The 16,961-nt window shown below is 49.3% G+C and carries 14 protein-coding genes; 4 read left to right on the forward strand and 10 right to left on the reverse strand.

Annotated features, from left to right (window positions below):
• Window positions 1-14: 14 nt before the first annotated feature.
• The 5 genes from purF to purC are packed head-to-tail and all read right to left on the reverse strand — an operon-like array spanning window position 15 to window position 5,299.
• On the reverse strand, window positions 15-1,433 hold the full coding sequence (gene purF, locus EL268_RS27110; RefSeq protein WP_106652475.1) for an amidophosphoribosyltransferase: 1,419 nt from the start codon (window positions 1,431-1,433) through the stop codon (window positions 15-17).
• Window positions 1,418-3,661, reverse strand: coding sequence for a phosphoribosylformylglycinamidine synthase subunit PurL (purL, locus tag EL268_RS27115; protein WP_106652474.1), 2,244 nt, complete (start codon window positions 3,659-3,661; stop codon window positions 1,418-1,420). The genes purF and purL overlap by 16 nt, the downstream gene beginning before the upstream one ends.
• Window positions 3,642-4,334, reverse strand: a complete 693-nt coding sequence (gene purQ, locus EL268_RS27120; RefSeq protein WP_106652473.1) for a phosphoribosylformylglycinamidine synthase subunit PurQ — start codon at window positions 4,332-4,334, stop codon at window positions 3,642-3,644. Before purQ ends, purL begins: the two co-directional genes overlap by 20 nt.
• A 4-nt stretch (window positions 4,335-4,338) precedes the next feature.
• Window positions 4,339-4,587, reverse strand: a complete 249-nt coding sequence (gene purS / locus EL268_RS27125) for a phosphoribosylformylglycinamidine synthase subunit PurS (protein WP_007717324.1) — start codon at window positions 4,585-4,587, stop codon at window positions 4,339-4,341.
• Entirely contained in the window at window positions 4,580-5,299 is a 720-nt protein-coding gene (purC, locus tag EL268_RS27130) for a phosphoribosylaminoimidazolesuccinocarboxamide synthase (protein WP_106652472.1), read from the reverse strand. The genes purS and purC overlap by 8 nt, the downstream gene beginning before the upstream one ends.
• 266 nt (window positions 5,300-5,565) lie before the next feature.
• On the opposite strand from purC, the gene EL268_RS27135 reads away from it, so the two are divergent.
• The 3 genes from EL268_RS27135 (at window position 5,566) to EL268_RS27145 (ending at window position 9,777) form a co-directional block, all read left to right on the forward strand.
• Window positions 5,566-7,272 carry a methyl-accepting chemotaxis protein gene (locus EL268_RS27135; protein WP_106652471.1) on the forward strand — a complete coding sequence of 569 codons (1,707 nt, stop codon included), beginning with the start codon at window positions 5,566-5,568 and terminating at the stop codon, window positions 7,270-7,272.
• Between the two features lie 93 nt (window positions 7,273-7,365).
• Entirely contained in the window at window positions 7,366-8,565 is a 1,200-nt protein-coding gene (locus EL268_RS27140) for an iron-containing alcohol dehydrogenase (protein WP_106652470.1), read from the forward strand.
• Window positions 8,566-8,661: 96 nt separating this feature from the next.
• Window positions 8,662-9,777: an aminopeptidase gene (locus tag EL268_RS27145; RefSeq protein WP_106652469.1), complete on the forward strand. Its 1,116-nt coding sequence runs from the start codon at window positions 8,662-8,664 to the stop codon at window positions 9,775-9,777.
• Window positions 9,778-9,827: 50 nt separating this feature from the next.
• On the opposite strand, the gene EL268_RS27150 is transcribed toward EL268_RS27145, so the two are convergent.
• The 5 genes from EL268_RS27150 to EL268_RS27170 are packed head-to-tail and all read right to left on the reverse strand — an operon-like array spanning window position 9,828 to window position 15,860.
• A complete protein-coding gene (locus tag EL268_RS27150; protein ID WP_106652468.1) occupies window positions 9,828-10,943 on the reverse strand; it encodes a sensor histidine kinase in 1,116 nt (371 codons plus the stop codon).
• Window positions 10,944-10,985: 42 nt separating this feature from the next.
• Complete coding sequence (gene vanT / locus EL268_RS27155) at window positions 10,986-13,139, reverse strand: serine racemase VanT catalytic subunit (RefSeq protein ID WP_106652467.1); 2,154 nt, start codon at window positions 13,137-13,139, stop codon at window positions 10,986-10,988.
• A 10-nt stretch (window positions 13,140-13,149) separates the two neighbouring features.
• The gene (locus EL268_RS27160) at window positions 13,150-13,923 is read right to left on the reverse strand and encodes a M15 family metallopeptidase (RefSeq protein WP_106652466.1); all 774 of its coding nucleotides are present in this window, start codon (window positions 13,921-13,923) and stop codon (window positions 13,150-13,152) included.
• Between the two features lie 3 nt (window positions 13,924-13,926).
• On the reverse strand, window positions 13,927-14,979 hold the full coding sequence (vanG, locus tag EL268_RS27165; protein ID WP_106652465.1) for a D-alanine--D-serine ligase VanG: 1,053 nt from the start codon (window positions 14,977-14,979) through the stop codon (window positions 13,927-13,929).
• 5 nt (window positions 14,980-14,984) lie between these two features.
• The gene (locus EL268_RS27170) at window positions 14,985-15,860 is read right to left on the reverse strand and encodes a M15 family metallopeptidase (protein WP_106652464.1); all 876 of its coding nucleotides are present in this window, start codon (window positions 15,858-15,860) and stop codon (window positions 14,985-14,987) included.
• Window positions 15,861-16,004: 144 nt separating this feature from the next.
• Here EL268_RS27170 and EL268_RS27175 point away from each other — a divergent pair, with 144 nt between their 5' ends.
• Window positions 16,005-16,952 carry a helix-turn-helix transcriptional regulator gene (locus EL268_RS27175; RefSeq protein WP_106652463.1) on the forward strand — a complete coding sequence of 316 codons (948 nt, stop codon included), beginning with the start codon at window positions 16,005-16,007 and terminating at the stop codon, window positions 16,950-16,952.
• Window positions 16,953-16,961 lie beyond the last annotated feature (9 nt).

A 16,961-nucleotide genomic window follows, 5' to 3' on the forward strand; every position in this document is an offset into this window, starting at 1 on the left:
AAGAGGTGCTTGTATTAGCATTTGAGCGCAGGTAGCGCTTCTTCGAACTCAATCTCTGTCGGATATTCTCCGTTAAAGCATGCGAGGCAGTGTCCTCTATTGGGAGCCGAATCGGTGCGGCCAATCGCATCGATCATTCCTTCAACAGACAAGAACGACAGCGAATCAGCCTCAATGATTTGACGAATTTCCTCTACGGATTTGGTCGCCGCAATCAGTTCCTCACGCGACGAGGTGTCGATGCCGTAAAAGCAAGAATTCATAACGGGCGGAGAGCTGATACGCACATGCACTTCTTTGGCGCCAGCCTCACGCAGCATGCGGACGATTCGATTACTCGTCGTACCGCGGACAATGGAGTCGTCAATCATGACGACGCGCTTGCCTTCTACTACCTTGCGAACGGCAGACAGCTTGAGATAGACAGCGCGCTCGCGCAGCTCCTGACTCGGCTGAATGAAGGTACGTCCGACATAGCGGTTTTTGATCAAGCCGATTTCATACGGAATTCCTGTCGCTTCTGCAAATCCGATAGCAGCAGAGATACTGGAATCCGGTACACCTGTGACGACATCAGCATCAATCGAGGATTCCAATGCCAGTTGCTTGCCCAGACGTTTGCGCGCCATGTGGACGTTGATTCCGTCGATGTCACTGTCTGGTCGGGCAAAATAAATGTATTCAAACGTACAAATCGAACGCTGTGTTGTTTCCGTAAACTTGCTTTCGGTAATGCCATCCTTGTCGATGACGATCAGCTCGCCCGGCTGCACGTCACGCCAATACTGCGCGCCAATGATATCGAACGCACAAGTCTCGGACGCGACAGTGATCGCATCTCCGAGTCGTCCCAATGACAGCGGACGCAAGCCATTCGGATCAAGAGCAATCACGAGCTGCTTCTCGTTCATGACGAGAAGTGCATACGCTCCTTTGATGTATTGCAGAGCGTCCTTTACCGCTCCCGGCAAATCCTTGCTCTCAGAGCGGGCGATCAGATGCGCGATCACTTCTGTGTCACTGGTCGTCTGGAAAATGGAGCCTTTTGCTTCCAGCTCTTTTCTAAGCACGGCGGCATTCACGAGATTCCCGTTATGGGCAACTGCCATGCTGCCTTGTGCATAGCGGAAGAAGAGTGGTTGGGCATTTTCAATCTTGCTCGAACCAGCAGTCGTATAACGGGTATGACCAATCGCAATATGACCGCTGAACTTCTCCAAATCGCCCTTGCCAAAAGCCTCTGACACGAGACCCATTCCGCGGTGCTTATACCATTTCTCGCCGTCGGAGGCGCAGATGCCTGCGCTCTCCTGACCGCGATGCTGAAGGGCATGCAGACCCAGGTAGGTCAATTGGGATGCTTCTTTGTGGTTGTAGATGCCAAAGACGCCGCATTCTTCATTCAATTTGTCCCAGATTAGCCGATCAAACATGGAATCGCATCCTTCCAGGCTGCTTTCACCTCTTGAGTCGAAGCGTTGATCGCTTCTGTACCGTTCACGTTCACTACCAGACGATCGCCGCCGACCGTACCGATGTTTTCAGCAGGTACGCCATGTTCACCTGCCAATGCGAGAATCGCCGCCGCTTGCTCTTTGGAAGCACTGAGCAAGATACGAGATTGAGATTCACTGAACAAGAGCACGTCAGCACGCAGCTCGGACGTAAGAGCCACCTGTGCACCGAAGCCTTTGCCGAAGCAAGATTCAGCCAGCGCGACACCCAGGCCACCTTCGGACAGATCGTGTGCAGAGTTCACCAGACCTTGGCGAATCGCTGTGAGAACCAGCTTTTGTACTGCCGCTTCCTTGGTCAGATCGATTTGCGGAGGACGTCCGGAAATGCTGCCCGTAGCCATCTTTTGATACTCACTGCCGCCCAGTTCAGCGAATGTCTCGCCCAACAGGATGATCGCGTCGCCTTCGTTTTTGAAATCCTGGGTCGTAATATGGTCAACATCGGTGATCAAGCCGACCATTCCCACCGTTGGGGTTGGATAGATCGCGTCACCGCTGCGTTCATTGTAAAAAGATACGTTTCCGCCGATGACCGGAGCATCGAGTGCTACGCACGCCTCGCTCATGCCCTCGCACGATTTTTCAAATTGCCAGAACACCTCAGGCTTTTCCGGACTTCCGAAGTTCAGGCAGTCCGTAATCGCCAGCGGCTCTGCACCGGAGCAGACGACGTTGCGTGCAGATTCTGCAACCGCAATGGCACCGCCCACTTTTGGATCGAGGTACACATAGCGACCGTTGCAGTCGGTACTCATGGCAAGAGCCTTGCGAGTACCGCGCACCATCACAACAGCCGCGTCAGAACCAGGCTTTACAGCTGTGTTTGCACGCACGATGTGATCGTATTGCTCGTATACCCACGCTTTATTCGCCACTGTTGGCTGAGCCAGCAAGCTTTTCAGCGTACCATTCAGATCTTTCGGTTCTTGGATGGCTGCCAACACATCTACATTCGCGTTTGCTTCGTAGTAAGCAGGTACCGAAGATGGACGATGGTACACAGGTGCGTCGTCTGCCAAGCTGTCTACTGGCACCTCTGCTACTACTTCACCTTGGTGCAACAGGCGCAGCTTGCTGTCTTCGGTTACTTTGCCCACGACAGCGGACGCCAAACCCCATTTGTCAAAAATCGCAATCGCTTCTGCCTCTTTGCCTTTTTCCACGACGACGAGCATACGCTCCTGAGACTCAGACAGCATCATTTCGTATGCAGACATGCCAGCTTCGCGCTGTGGCACCAGATCCAGATTCATCTCGATTCCGTTCCCTGCCTTGGACGCCATCTCGGAGCTGGAGCTCGTCAAGCCAGCCGCTCCCATGTCCTGAATCCCGACAACAATACCCGTATCGATCAGCTCCAGGCACGCTTCCAGCAGGAGCTTTTCCATGAATGGATCGCCAACTTGTACTGCCGGGCGTTTTTTCTCCGACTCTTCCGTGAGCTCCTCGGATGCGAAGGTTGCCCCGTGAATACCGTCACGCCCCGTACTTGCGCCAACGTAGATAACAGGGTTGCCGATACCGGACGCTACCCCTTTTTGAATCTTTTCGTGGTCGATCAAGCCGACACACATGGCGTTGACAAGCGGATTGCCTTCATACGTAGGGTCGAAATTCACTTCGCCACCCACAGTCGGAATCCCGATGCAGTTCCCGTAACCTGCGATACCTGCAACGACGTTTTCGAACAAATATTTGACGCGAGGAGACTTGAGCTCCCCGAATCGAAGCGAGTTGAGCAGCGCAATCGGACGCGCGCCCATCGAGAATACGTCACGGATGATACCGCCCACGCCAGTCGCAGCCCCTTGGTACGGCTCGATCGCGGATGGGTGGTTATGGCTTTCGATTTTGAAAACAACCGCCTGATTGTCCCCGATGTCGACAATACCCGCACCTTCCCCTGGTCCTTGCAAAACGCGAGGTCCTTTTGTCGGGAAACGACGCAGGACAGGCTTGGAATTTTTGTAGGAGCAGTGCTCCGACCACATGACGCTGTACAGACCTGTCTCCGTCCAGTTCGGCTTGCGGCCGAGAATTTCTACGACACGCTGATATTCTTCGTCAGTCAGACCGATTTCTTTGTACAGTTTTTGATCGGCAATTTGTTCGGCTGTCGGTTCTTTATGCGTGAGTTGTGACACTGTTCTGCTCCCTCCAAGTCTTTAGAATCGAGGTAAACATGCGGCGTCCGTCATCGGAAGTCATCCAAGAGTGGACGGCACGCTCCGGGTGAGGCATCATGCCAAGTACGTTTCCACGTTCGTTGCAAATGCCCGCGATGTCATCCAGTGAACCATTCGGATTCTCGCCATGATAGCGGAAAACGATCTGTTTGTTCGCTTTGAGCTTTGCCAGCGTTTCTTCATCACAGTAGTAGTTTCCTTCGCCGTGCGCGATCGGAATTTGGATGACTTCCCCTGCCGTGAAATCACGGGTAAAGGAGGTATCGTTGTTTTCCACACGCAATTCGGACAGCTTGCAACGGAATTTCAGTGAACGGTTGCGCAAGAGTGCACCTGGCAACAGCCCGACTTCGGTCAGGATCTGGAAACCGTTGCAGATTCCCATGATCAGCTTGCCTTCTTCTGCTGCCTTCACCACTTGCTCCATGACGGGTGAAAAACGAGCGACCGCACCACAGCGCAGATAATCTCCATAAGAGAATCCACCTGGCAAGAGAATCGCATCATATTTGGAAAGATCCGTATCGGAATGCCATACATAATCCACAGGCACTCCCATTACGTCTTCAACTGCGTTAAACAAATCAATGTCGGCATTCGAGCCTGGAAAGACGATAACGGCTACTCGCATATCCTTAGCCCTCCACGATATCAAAGCGATAGTCTTCTACCACCGTATTGGCCAACAGCTTTTCGCACATTTCACGTACACGCTCTTCTGCTTGCGCACGGTCAGAAGTATTCAATTCCAGCTCCATGTACTTCCCGATACGCGCATTGTTTACTTCATCAAAACCCAAGGTGTGCAGAGCACCTTTTACAGCGTGTCCTTGCGGGTCCAAAACACTCTCGCGCAATGTTACATAAACAACAGCTTTAAACATGTACGTCTCCTCCTAGTCTCATAAGCATTTCTTTGTAAGCTTCCTCCACATTGCCCAAATCGCGGCGGAAGCGGTCTTTGTCGAGCTTTTCATTCGTTACCGAATCCCAGAAACGGCATGTATCCGGGGATATTTCATCGGCGAGGAGAATCTCCCCGTCCGCTGTTTTTCCGAATTCCAGTTTGAAATCAACCAAGGTAATGTTGCGCTCACGCAGGTAAGGCACGAGGACCTCGTTTACAGCAAGACCCATGCGCTCCAGTGTCGCTTGGTCACTCTCGCTCGCAATCCCCAACACTTTGATATGGGAGGCATTCACCAATGGATCTCCCAGTGCGTCATCCTTGTAGTAAAACTCGACAACGGGCTGCGGGAGCACCGTCCCTTCTTCCATGCCAAGACGCTTGGCCAATGAGCCTGCTGCGATATTGCGAACGACTACCTCCAAAGGGATAATCTCCACTTTGCGAACAACCTGCTCTGTGGCGGACAGCAGACGGACAAAATGGTTGTCGATGCCCCGCTCCTTCAGCATGGTGAAAAAGATTGCCGTAATGCGGTTGTTCAGCTCACCTTTTCCGGTGATTTGCGCCCGTTTCTCTCCATTGAATGCTGTTGCGTCGTCTTTGTACTCTACCCAGTACTGATCAGGCAAAGATGTCCGATAAATGCGTTTTGCCTTACCTTCGTAGAGTTGTTCCTGTTTTTCCACCGTAGGAGTCACCTTCCCAGTCAAAAAGGTTGAGTTTCGGTTAATTCACGAACGTTTCAACTACATTAAAACACAAACATACGCATTTATCAACGAAAAATGCTGGAATACACTTCGACAAATGTTCGGGATTTACTGCATGTTTTTCGAAAGGCAGATGTTAACATTCGTTTACATGTTCTCCATACTGGCTTTACATCTCCTGAGTACAATAGTCCTTAGTCTCGGGACTTTTCGACTATTCACTTATCAGGAGGCAACTGGAGATGCACGCTATCTTTCGCCATTTACTCACTCCCTTTTCTCGCTTACACAGGCAAGTGCGGCTCCGTACCAAGCTGACGATCCCACTGCTGTTCATCCTGCTCATTTCTTCTGGCATGATTGGCTGGACCTTTTACACCCAGGCAAAACAGGTGATGATTTCGCAAATGGAGTCCCGCCTTGACTCAGAGACGGACAAGACCACCGAAAAAATTTCGCTATTGAAGTTCACTTTCGCTAGCGACGATCAAGCCTACCAAAAGCGCCTTCAATACGAATTGCAACAGCAAGAAAGCAATCTGTCTCAGGAAGGCTTGATACTCCAGCAATATCTGGTCAAAAATGGAGCCTTTCATCCCATTGAAAAAGTGACAACGGGCGCTATTGAAATCCCGCAAGATATCGCGATACGGATGGAAGCAGAACGCTTCGGCGTGATTCATGTCCCTGTCGATGATCACATACATACCCTGGCCTTTACGCATTCTCCTGAGGAGAGCTACATTTACGTCATAGACGTTTTGCAAGAGTCCTATCTAGGTCCTCTCCATGAAATAACCAAAATAATCGTAATGACCATTCTCGCTAGCTTGGTCCTTTCTTTGTTGCTGTGCTTGCTGGTTGTGAAGGGGATAACCGCCCCTTTTCAAACGTTGATTGCGGCAATGCAAAAAGTCAGCTCGGGCGATCTCACCCATCGCTCCCTTTTGCAAAACGAGGGTCCAGAGATTCGTGGGATTTCAAACAGCTTCAATCACATGGTAGAGCAAATGTGTGAGATTATTGCAGAGATCCAACTCATGATTGAAGAACTGAACAAAGGAGGCATCGCAATCAGGCAAACAGCCGATGAAGCAGGCAATCGTTCGTCGATGCTGTCTCTGCGTCTCGATACAGTCAATCAAGGCGTCGTACAAACGGCTGCCTCAACAAATGGCGCCAGCGCCTCTTTTCAGCACATAAAGCAATCGATGGATGGACTTTTTGCACGTATTTTCTCTGTGATTGAAGCAGGTAAAAAGATGCAGACAGTCACCCACAATGGACAAAATCGTATCGATGATTTGAACACGATGATCAACCGCTTCTCCCACACGTACGCACAGGTCGACACCCGCATGACTGAACTGCGCCGACAATCAGAATCCATTGGAGATGTTGTTCATCTGATCCAAAACGTGGCGAAGCAAACCAAGCTTCTCGCTTTAAATGCAAGTATTGAAGCGGCCCGTGCCGGAGAATATGGACGCGGATTTGCTGTCGTGGCCAACGAGGTAGCCAAGCTTGCCAGCGAGTCGGAAAATGCCACATTAGAAATCACGCGGCTGATGGACGCTGTTCAAGTACAAACCTATGAAATTTCCTCCGAAACCTCACAAGCATCCGAACAGCTTCAGCAAAGCCTGCAAAAGCTCTCAGACGCTGCCTCTGCTTTTCTTGAGCTTCGACAAGCTGTCGATCAGACAACGGGAGAGCTGCATATAGCAAACGAGGGGTTATCCGACATAACCGAAGGCTTGCACACCGTTGACATGGCATTGGATTCATTTGTTGCCATTTCCCAAGAGACCAAAAGCAGCACAGAAGAAATGCTGGTCGCCTCGCGCGAACAACTCACTTCCATTGAAAAATCACGTCAATTGGCAACAGAGCTGCTATCCTTATCTGAGCGGCTGCAAGAAATCAGTGATCGCTTTCGCGTTGCATGAACGAGCAGAGCCTCCCCCTCGGGCAGGCTCTTTTCTTTTGTTTATGATAAACTTGTCAGTGGTACAACCAATACGTGAAAGAAGGAATTTCAGATGTTTCCATTTGAAGTGTCTTTTCCTACCAAAATTTACTTTGGCATAGGCGAACTGGAGCGTTTGGGTCAAGAAGCAAAATCGATGGGCCAAAAAGCATTGCTCGTTACAGGCGGCAATGCGGCCAAACGTACAGGACTTTTGGACCGCGCCAAGGCTCTATTGCAGGAAGCTCAAGTGGCGTATCTTGTTTTTGACAAAATCGAACCGAATCCGCGTACGGCAACGGTTGATGCCGGAGCTGCTCTTGCTCGTGAGCATCAATGTGACTTCATCCTGGCTATCGGTGGCGGCTCTGTGATGGATGCCTCCAAAGCGATTGCGGCGGCAGCCGTTTCCGGACGTCCGATTTACGATTACATGCGGGGAAATCCGAGCGGCTCTGGTCAATTGCTAGTACCCGTTCAGGAAGCACTGCCGATCATGACCGTCCCGACAGTAGCCGCTACAGGTTCGGAAGCAAACCATATCAGCGTCCTGACTCATTGGGACACGCATGAAAAATCATCGATCAACGGCCCAGCACTTTACCCGAAGATTGCCATTCTTGATCCGTCTGTAACCTTTACCGTTCCGGCTCGCGTCACAGCGGAATCTTGCGCCGATATCTTTTCCCATCTGTTTGAGAACTATTTGATCAGCGCGGAAGGAACCCACGTTCAGGACGGGATTTCCGAAACACTCATTCGTCTCGTCGTCGAGCACTCCATCACAGCGATCCAGCAACCAGACCATGCAGAAGCACGATCCACCCTTCTGTGGGCGAGCACGCTGGGCATCAGTCCATTCGCTGCTGGCGGTCGTGGTGCTGGTATGCCGTTGCACGGAGTTGAACATCCGCTGAGCGGGATCTACGATATGGCTCACGGTCGTGGACTGGCGATCCTGTCCCTTCCTTATTTCGAACAGGTGATTTTGCAAGACCGTCCCGAAAGACTAGCCCGTATGGGACGTCATTGCTTTGGCGTTACCGTGGAGGACGAGGGCGAAGCAGCACGAGCAACGATTGAAGCCGTTCGCGGTTGGTATGAGCGCATGGGAATCACAGAACGTCTGTCTGACTTCGGCGTGACCAAACAATCGCTGGCACAAATGGCTGAAGAAGCGGTTCGCATCGGCGGACGCGGTATCGGGTATCTGCCTAGCTCACGAAAATTGAATGAATCCGATGTGATCGCGATCTACGAGGCTTGCCTGTAATCGAAGCATCAAACACACTGGCGAGCCCTCGTTCAGTTGTGTAATAATACAAATTAATCATTAATCAAAATTATTTTACTACGGAGGTTACTACCTATGGCAGATCCACGCATTAATGAACTGGCAAGCCGTCTCGTCCGTTACTCACTCAATTTGCAAAAAGGCGAAAAAGTTCTGATCGAAAATACAGGCCTGCAACCTGAACTCGTTCGTGCACTTGTGCGTGAATCATTTGCAGTTGGGGCTCTGCCTTTGGTCACCTTGAAAGACCAGGAAATCATGCGTGCACTCTATCAAGGCACCAGCGAAGAACACATGGCCCTGATGGCAAAATACGAGTATGACCGGATGAAGGATATGGACGCTTACATCGCCATCCGTGCTTACGACAACATCAACGAGTTTGCCGACGTACCGGAAGACAAAATGGGCATTTACGCTCGCGTCTTGTATCAACCTGTACATACGAACGAGCGCGTTCCGAACAAACGCTGGGTTGTACTGCGCTACCCGAACAAGTCGATGGCGCAGCTGTCCAAAATGAGTCTCGAGGGCTTTGAGGACTTCTACTTCTCCGTCTGCAATCTGGACTACGCGAAAATGTCCGCTGCGATGACTCCGTTGAAAGAGCTGATGGAGCGCACCGATCGCGTACGCATCGTCGGCCCAAAAACGGACCTGCGCTTCTCCATTAAAGGAATCAATGCCATCAAATGCGACGGCAAACGCAATATCCCGGATGGCGAAGTATACACCGCTCCTGTGCGCAATTCCGTGGAAGGAACGATTTTCTACAACGCGGCATCGATCTACAACGGCATTACCTTTAATGATGTTCAGTTCACTTTCAAAGAAGGTAAAATCGTGGAAGCAACCAGCTCCAATACCAAAGCATTGAACGACATCCTCGACACTGACGAGGGCGCACGCTATATCGGAGAATTCGCGATCGGCTTCAACCCGCACATCCTCCACCCGATGCTGGACATCCTGTTTGACGAGAAAATCGCGGGCAGCTTCCACTTCACGCCAGGGAATGCTTACACAGTAGCAGACAACGGCAACCGCTCCTCCATTCACTGGGACTTGGTCCAAATCCAACGCCCTGAATACGGCGGCGGCGAAATCTGGTTTGACGATGTGCTGATCAGAAAAGATGGGCGCTTTGTGTTGCCAGAGCTGGAAGGCTTGAACCCGGAGAATTTGATTTAAATGAAATCTATCAAGCCGTACTAGCAAAGGGGCTATCTAGAAAGTCGTACTCACTGACTTTCTGGATAGCCCCTGCTTCCGTTTGGCAGCCTGACCTCAAAACATGTACGAATCAAATCACTTTGAACAGAAATCGTTCCCCGATGCTTCTCAACTATATTTTTTGCAATAAACAAGCCGAGTCCTGTGCCTCCTCCTAGATGAGTTCGCGCTTTGTCGCCCGTAAAAAACATTTCAAAAATATGCGGCAGCGCCTCCTCAGGTATCTGGTCACCGTAATTCATGATTTGTACAACCACTTCATCTCCCTCACGATAAGCGTTCAAATCGATAAAATGGCCATCGCCCCCATAGCGTATCGCGTTGGTCAGGATATTCTCGAATACGCGCGCCAGCAACTCTCCGTCTCCCACGATCACTAATTGAGCAGCAATCGTACACCGCGCGACCAGCTCATTTTTCTCAAAGGAAGGATACATCTCATCATTTAACTGGACAAGCAATTCACTCAAATCTATGACCTTTTGCTCGATGTTGACCATGCCGTAATTCATTCTCGTAATTTCGAAGAGCTCATCAATCAGCTTTTCCAATCGTTGCGACTTGGTAAAAGCAATCGTTGCATAATGCCGCATTTGTTCTTGTGGCATCTGCTCATCTCGCAAAATGAGATCCAGATATCCCAAAACGGATGTCAGCGGTGTGCGTAAATCGTGGGCCAGGTTCAAAACTAGCTGATCCTTGCTGCTTTCGGCGAAATCTCCTCTTTCTACCGCCTTTTGCAGCATTTCACTTGCCAGGTTAATATCCTTGGCGATATCTGCGAACTCATCATTGGATGGAATATGGACATGCCGTGTAAAGTCTCCACTGGCGAGATAATGAATCCCGGTGGAAATCTCCCGAAAGTAGCCCGCATACCGTTTGGTCAGGAGATAGAAAAACAAGATCGCAATGGGAGCAAAGACAATCAAAAAGAAATTAATATCCCCTATCTCCCTGATGAAATAGCGAACCTGAGCGAGCGGATCTTCGTACTTAACCCCCGCCCTATAGTAAAACTGGAGCACTTTATAGAGCAGATAGGTTACGATACTGGCCAAAAGCATGCCAAGCCCAAGAAGCCCAAGCATTTTAGAACGAAAGCTATGTCTCCTCTTCACCATGGAAAAAATGAACCACTCCCTATACTCGTTTTCGTCCAGGGCTCAATCATGATAGACTCTTTTGACACGTTCTCCCAAATGGCTTACCAGCTCGTTCGTAATGGTTTTACACTGTTGGGCCATTTCCTCGGCAGTGATCCCCTCTTCTTGATCTTTGCCGATAAAGGTCACTACATCCCCTTTTTGCACCTCTTCCATATCTGTAATATCTACAATAAGTTGATCCATGCAGACAGTGCCGATAATCGGTCTCCTTTTTCCTCTGATCAGGCAGGTAGCGCCCGATTGTGACAGCATGCGTGGAACCCCATCTGCATACCCGATGGATACGATGGCAATCTTGCTGTCTTTCAGCACTCTGTGGGCGCGTCCATAGCCCACGGATGCTCCTTTTTCCACCTGTTTCACCTGCACAACTCTTGCTTTCAGTGATAACACAGGTCGTAGGTCGACGTTTGTTTTTACCTTGTCTCCCTGCTTACTCAACATTCCGTAGAGAGCGATCCCAATCCGAGCATAATCGTATTGCAGCTCCCCGTAATTCAGCACGCCGTAACTGCTTTGAACGTGCAGCCTCTGTGGATCGATCCCCTTTTCTTTCAGCTGTTCGATCACTTTTTGGAAACGGGCGATCTGATTTTTCGTGTATTCGATATCGGAAGCTACTAAACTGTCAGCGACACTCAGATGCGTGAAGGTACCGCATACCTGCAAATTTTTATATCGATACATGGACGCTATTTTTTCCGTGTGTGTCCAAGATTCCCCGAGTCTCCCCATCCCCGTGTCGATCTTGATATGAACAGGGATTTTCACGTTGTAGCTGTTCAGTTTTTGGGCATATTCGTCATCTACGACGGTTTGCGTCAGTTTGAAACGGGCGATTTGGCGTATCCGTCGTTCATCGGTATAGCCGAGAATCAGGATTCCTCCTTTTACGCCCTTCTTCCTTAGCTCGATTCCTTCATCGATGGTGGCAACTGCGAAGTGATCAATCCCGAGCTTGTTTAAGAACCTCGCGATTTGCCATCCGCCGTGGCCATATGCCTGCGCCTTTACGACTGCCATCATCGAACAATCCTTGGGGAGCACTCGCTGAATTTCCCTGACATTATGTTGGAGATGAGGAAGATGGATATCAGCCCATGCTCGTCCTGTTTGATCCGGTTTCTCACCTTGAAAGCGCCGGATCACCTTCATCGCCATCACAGAAAGAACAAACGACAGCACCGTGACGAGTGTAAAATGCACCAAGCTGTTTTCAACAAACAGCCCTGTCAGTCCCGTTACTTTGGCCGCTCCGCGAATGAGCACAATACACAGCGGATGGATGACATACACATACAAGCTCAGCTTTCGTAAGGCTGGGCGATTTTTTCCTTTCCAGAACAATAGTAGTTGAAAGAGAAAATACATGCACGGTATCAAAAAAATATACATACTGTCATGGCGTTGCAGCTGATAAGCGTGCAAAAGCAAGCCTTCCATTACAAGCATGCTTCCGAACAAACCAAGTCCGATGGCATACGGTGAGACCTTTTTCTTTTTCCGCCTGCGGGTATTGGCAATCATCCCTCCTATGACAATAAACACAGGGGCAAAAAATATACCGTTCCGCGTGTAATCAAACAGGGTAAACATCGATTGGTAGATACTGTCCACATACGGACTCATCTGTGCCAAGCCAAAGTAGCTGTCTCCGAATAGCCCGATGCCATACAGCAGCAAAGTCACCCAAAACGTATTCCAAGTCGATAGTCTTGTATACAAAAAAGTACTGATACAGACCCCCAGCATGATGCCAGGGAAATACCACAGATGATACAAGGTCCCGTTAAACAAGAGGTCTTTCACTGCTGAAAATAGGGTTAATCCATCTGTAAAATACCCTGCATACACATTCACAGGAAGATAGAGAAGGATCGAAAGCAAATATAGCTTTCCTACTTTCCATAAAAACTGCCTCAGCATAGACGCATTTCTGTTGTAATCTGAGCCAAGCTTTTGCAAGAAGAAAAATCCTGTGCACATAAAGAAAAAAGGAACTGCAACCCTGGCTATTGTTCGTGTCAGTGTAAAGTCAGCCCATTCACTTATAGACAGCAGCGGAGAAGTATGGATTGCGATGACAAGGATCGCCGCAATGATTCGGAATCGATCGAGCCCACCATACTGCTTTTCATTACCCTTATTCATTACGTGCCTCCTAATGAAACACCGTAATGATAAATCCATCCACGTTGTTGCCCGATATTTCGTAGCTCTCACCAGCCACAACTGGGATGTGCGTAACTGTATCGGTAGCTTTTACATAGTAGATTTCAATGCTCTCATCATCCACTAGCAAATGCTCCTGATGGAATTCGTAGTTTTTCACATACTCGATATACTCTTCCAGACAAAGCTGGAGCTTTTCCATCAATACAGCATGCGGATAGCCCACATACCGAAAATGCCAAGGCTCATCCGAAATCCCTGTCAGCTGTTCCTTGTCTTTGTCGTAGCGTTTGATAAACCCATATTGGCTGGCACGTTGGCGAAACATTCGGCATACGCCATGATCGGGAAAAGAGGGGCAAATAAAATCGATTACTTCCTTTTTCTCCCCTACATCTATCGCAAGCCCTGTCTGATGCTCGCTTTCATTCGGCCGCGCTACATATTGACTGGTAAACACCTGTCCATTTTCGAGCAAGGATTGATCATAAATATCCTTTTGTTCGGCCTTGCTGCGAAAGCCACTGACAGGCACGATTGTATGCTCTGCGTTGCAGGCTTTCAGCAGCTTGGCAAACATCTTCGCAGCCGTGCGTTCCAGCATCATATTGTTGTGTGCACCGTCAATCAGCCGCATGCGGTTCAGCAGGATACCGTCGTCTGTTTGCCAGCGGATCGGGTACTGGCGATTCACCAATATCAGATGGCCGTGATGCAAATTGTCGCTGTTCAAAGTAACCGTAAAGACATGAGGTTGTGTCATCAGTTAGTCCTCCTCCAACGCTAGCATAATCAACGTATCTAGAAGCTCTTTATAGGAAATTCCCGCAGCACGCAGCATGTTTGGATACCTGCTTTTCGAGGTAAAGCCGGGGATCGTATTCACTTCGTTAAACACGATGTATCCGTCTGGTGTGACAAACATATCCACGCGAGCGAAGCCACGACAGCCAAAAACCTGATAGAGATGGGTAGCTGTTTGCTTGATTTTATGAGCGAGTTCGGCGTCAATTCTTGCTGGGACATGGATATGGGCAGTCGCCAATGAATACTTTTCTGCGTAATTGAAGAAGCCTTGAAGCAATTCGATCTCATCCACTTCCCCCACAATGACCTCACGATTTCCGAGTACCGCGCAGCCCACCTCAAATCCCGCGATGTTTTCCTCGATGACTACTTTGTCATCTTGCAGCAGGGCGTTTTCTATACCAAATGCCAATTCTGATGGGCTGTATGCTTTCGTAATCCCAATGGAAGACCCTGCCTTTGCAGGTTTGACATACAAAGGAAATCCCAGTGCTTCGGTAGCAGATTGAACATTTGCAAGATCAGTATTCGAATAAACGGTAACGGATCTTGGCGTTTTGATACCGGAGCTTTCCGCCAGCGTGTGAGCGATATCCTTATCCATACAAATCGCAGAGGATAGCGTGTGACAACCGACAAAAGGAATGCCGGCGAGCTCCAACAGTCCTTGCACGGTTCCATCCTCTCCGTTTTTGCCATGCAAAATCGGGAACACCACATCAACCTGCGTGACTGTCATGGCACCGTTCTCCTGCGCAACAATTCCCCTCACCTGTCTGCAAGGAGAGAGAAAAGCTGGTACACACTTCTCACTTTGATGCCAACTGTCATTCCGAATGCTTTCGATGTTGCCGGTATATCGCAGCCATTGCCCTTCCCTCGTAATTCCTAGCAAAATCACCTCGTACTTTTCCAGACACAAGCTTTCCAGCACCGAACTCGCTGATTTAAGGGATACTTCATACTCCGAGGAACATCCCCCAAACAAAATCGCGACAGTCAATTTCTTCATTAGATTCACTCCTTCTTTTCTTCGTTCACGTAGCTTGTAACAATCACGCCGCCCATGTTGTCACCCGAAATCTCATAGTTGCTCGAAATCGGTACTTTGATCGTCATCTCTTCGTCGACAGGGTAGTAGTTAATTTCATAGATCTTCCCATCGTTTGTCACGGAGATACTTCTTTTGTCTTTTAGGTAATCCAGGTATTCTTCCAGCGAAAAGTTATTTTGCTTCATGATCGCGCTATGCGGCAAGCCGACATATCGGAAGTGCCAAGGCTCGAATACCGTTCCTGTAATGGCTACCTTGTCCTTTGGGTAGCGCAAAATAAAACCGTATTTCCACGAATGATCTTCCAGCCACTTGCCTTCAGGGGCGTGCTCCATTTTCATTTGCGTCGATCCAATATCCAGCGCGGAACCTACATTATGTTCGCTGTAACCGCTCGGCATCGCGTACGCTGGCCCCATTTCTTCATACAGCTTCTCTTGTTCTTCCATGCCTCGATAACCACTGTTCAGGATAAAGTGGCTCACGTTATCTTGCTGCGCAGCTTCGACCATCTCCAAAAATACTTTGGCTACACGCTCTGACACTTCGATTCTGTGATCGAGCAAACGATAGCCTTGTACCAGCTCTTCATGCTCAGACAGCCGAATCACATCGTTTTTTACCCCTGCCTCATGAACCGGATAGTCTTTATTGACCAAGAGAAGGTCTCCCTGATAAATTTGATCTTTTGCTAGTTGTATCGATTGGTACTCCACACCGGTAGCCTCACCCACTGTTTCCATATGTCCCTCAACATCAGGTGGTCGATCTGCTATTTTTTGAAAAACGATATATCCAAACAGCAATAAAATGACAAGCCAAAAAACCCTCTTTTTCATTCGCAGCTTCCTCCTTCACTTACACATGTAGGATAGGGAAAACTGTTAAAATAAAAAGTAGGGTAAATATAAAATAATTTTAAAGATGTCCGCTCATTTTTATAAAGTTGCTTAGCTGGATAGAGAGGAGGTCAGAAGCATAGCATGAACAAAACAGACCGTCTGTTGGCAATCGTTCTGGAGCTGCAGCGAAAAGGTACGTTGCGCGCAGAGGATTTGGCCGCGACCTTCGAGACGAGCGTCCGAACGATTTATCGTGATATGCAGGCATTGAGCGAAGCAGGCGTCCCCATCGTTGGGGCACCGGGTCAGGGCTATTCGTTAATGGAAGGGTATTTTCTGCCGCCCGTCAGCTTTTCGGTAGAAGAAGCCGTTGCACTCTTGATCGGAGCAGACTTGGTCGAGCAAGCATTTGACCAAAACTTTGGCAATAGCGCAAGAGCTGTACAGCGCAAAGTAGAAGCGATCCTGTCTGCGGATGTAGGCGAACAAGCGAGACGTATTCGTTCAACCTTTCGCCTCATAAGCCCCAGAGCAAACAATCTCCGCGAACAGGAAAAAGCGCATGCGCAACTCCTCCACGATGCGATCATCAACGAGCGAAAGGTGCGGTTCCGCTATCGGAGGGGCACGCCTGGGGAGGGTGACGATCGTGAAACAGTGCGTGACGTTGCTCCATATGGTCTGGTGCTGGTTCGTGGCTCCTGGATACTACTCGCTCATTGCGATCTGCGACAGGATATTCGTCGATTCCGCCTGTCGCGCATGAGCGGACTGATCGTATTGGAAGACCGCTTTATCCTCCCTGACCATTTCAATTTTGATGATTACAAGCCTCTCGACGATCGGTCTCTGGAAGTGCAGATCGTCATCAGTGCAGCTATCGCTGATCGGGTAAAAGAATCAGGCAATTTTTTTATCGAAGAGATTACGGAGCATCCGGACGGCTTTCTCGTCAGATTGCGCGTCAGACAAATTGAAGAAATATTGTCTTGGGTACTTGGGCTGGGGGCAGATGCGGTTGTTCTTTCGCCTGAATCCTTGCGTAGCCGAATACGCGAAGAAGCAAAAAAATTATTCGAACGCTACTGACATACTGCT

Origin of the sequence: Brevibacillus brevis, assembly GCF_900637055.1 — a bacterium.
Taxonomy (GTDB): Bacteria; Bacillota; Bacilli; order Brevibacillales; family Brevibacillaceae; genus Brevibacillus; species Brevibacillus brevis.

What these genes read in the sequence shown, in the direction of transcription:
- EL268_RS27170 (WP_106652464.1), bottom strand. Translation starts at nt 15,860, where the DNA reads ATGAAAAAGAGGGTTTTTTGGCTTGTCATTTTATTGCTGTTTGGATAT.
- EL268_RS27160 (WP_106652466.1), bottom strand. Translation starts at nt 13,923, where the DNA reads ATGACACAACCTCATGTCTTTACGGTTACTTTGAACAGCGACAATTTG.
- vanT (WP_106652467.1), bottom strand. Translation starts at nt 13,139, where the DNA reads ATGAATAAGGGTAATGAAAAGCAGTATGGTGGGCTCGATCGATTCCGA.
- purS (WP_007717324.1), bottom strand. Translation starts at nt 4,587, where the DNA reads ATGTTTAAAGCTGTTGTTTATGTAACATTGCGCGAGAGTGTTTTGGAC.
- EL268_RS27150 (WP_106652468.1), bottom strand. Translation starts at nt 10,943, where the DNA reads ATGGTGAAGAGGAGACATAGCTTTCGTTCTAAAATGCTTGGGCTTCTT.
- vanG (WP_106652465.1), bottom strand. Translation starts at nt 14,979, where the DNA reads ATGAAGAAATTGACTGTCGCGATTTTGTTTGGGGGATGTTCCTCGGAG.
- purF (WP_106652475.1), bottom strand. Translation starts at nt 1,433, where the DNA reads ATGTTTGATCGGCTAATCTGGGACAAATTGAATGAAGAATGCGGCGTC.
- purQ (WP_106652473.1), bottom strand. Translation starts at nt 4,334, where the DNA reads ATGCGAGTAGCCGTTATCGTCTTTCCAGGCTCGAATGCCGACATTGAT.
- EL268_RS27175 (WP_106652463.1), top strand. Translation starts at nt 16,005, where the DNA reads ATGAACAAAACAGACCGTCTGTTGGCAATCGTTCTGGAGCTGCAGCGA.
- EL268_RS27135 (WP_106652471.1), top strand. Translation starts at nt 5,566, where the DNA reads ATGCACGCTATCTTTCGCCATTTACTCACTCCCTTTTCTCGCTTACAC.
- EL268_RS27140 (WP_106652470.1), top strand. Translation starts at nt 7,366, where the DNA reads ATGTTTCCATTTGAAGTGTCTTTTCCTACCAAAATTTACTTTGGCATA.
- EL268_RS27145 (WP_106652469.1), top strand. Translation starts at nt 8,662, where the DNA reads ATGGCAGATCCACGCATTAATGAACTGGCAAGCCGTCTCGTCCGTTAC.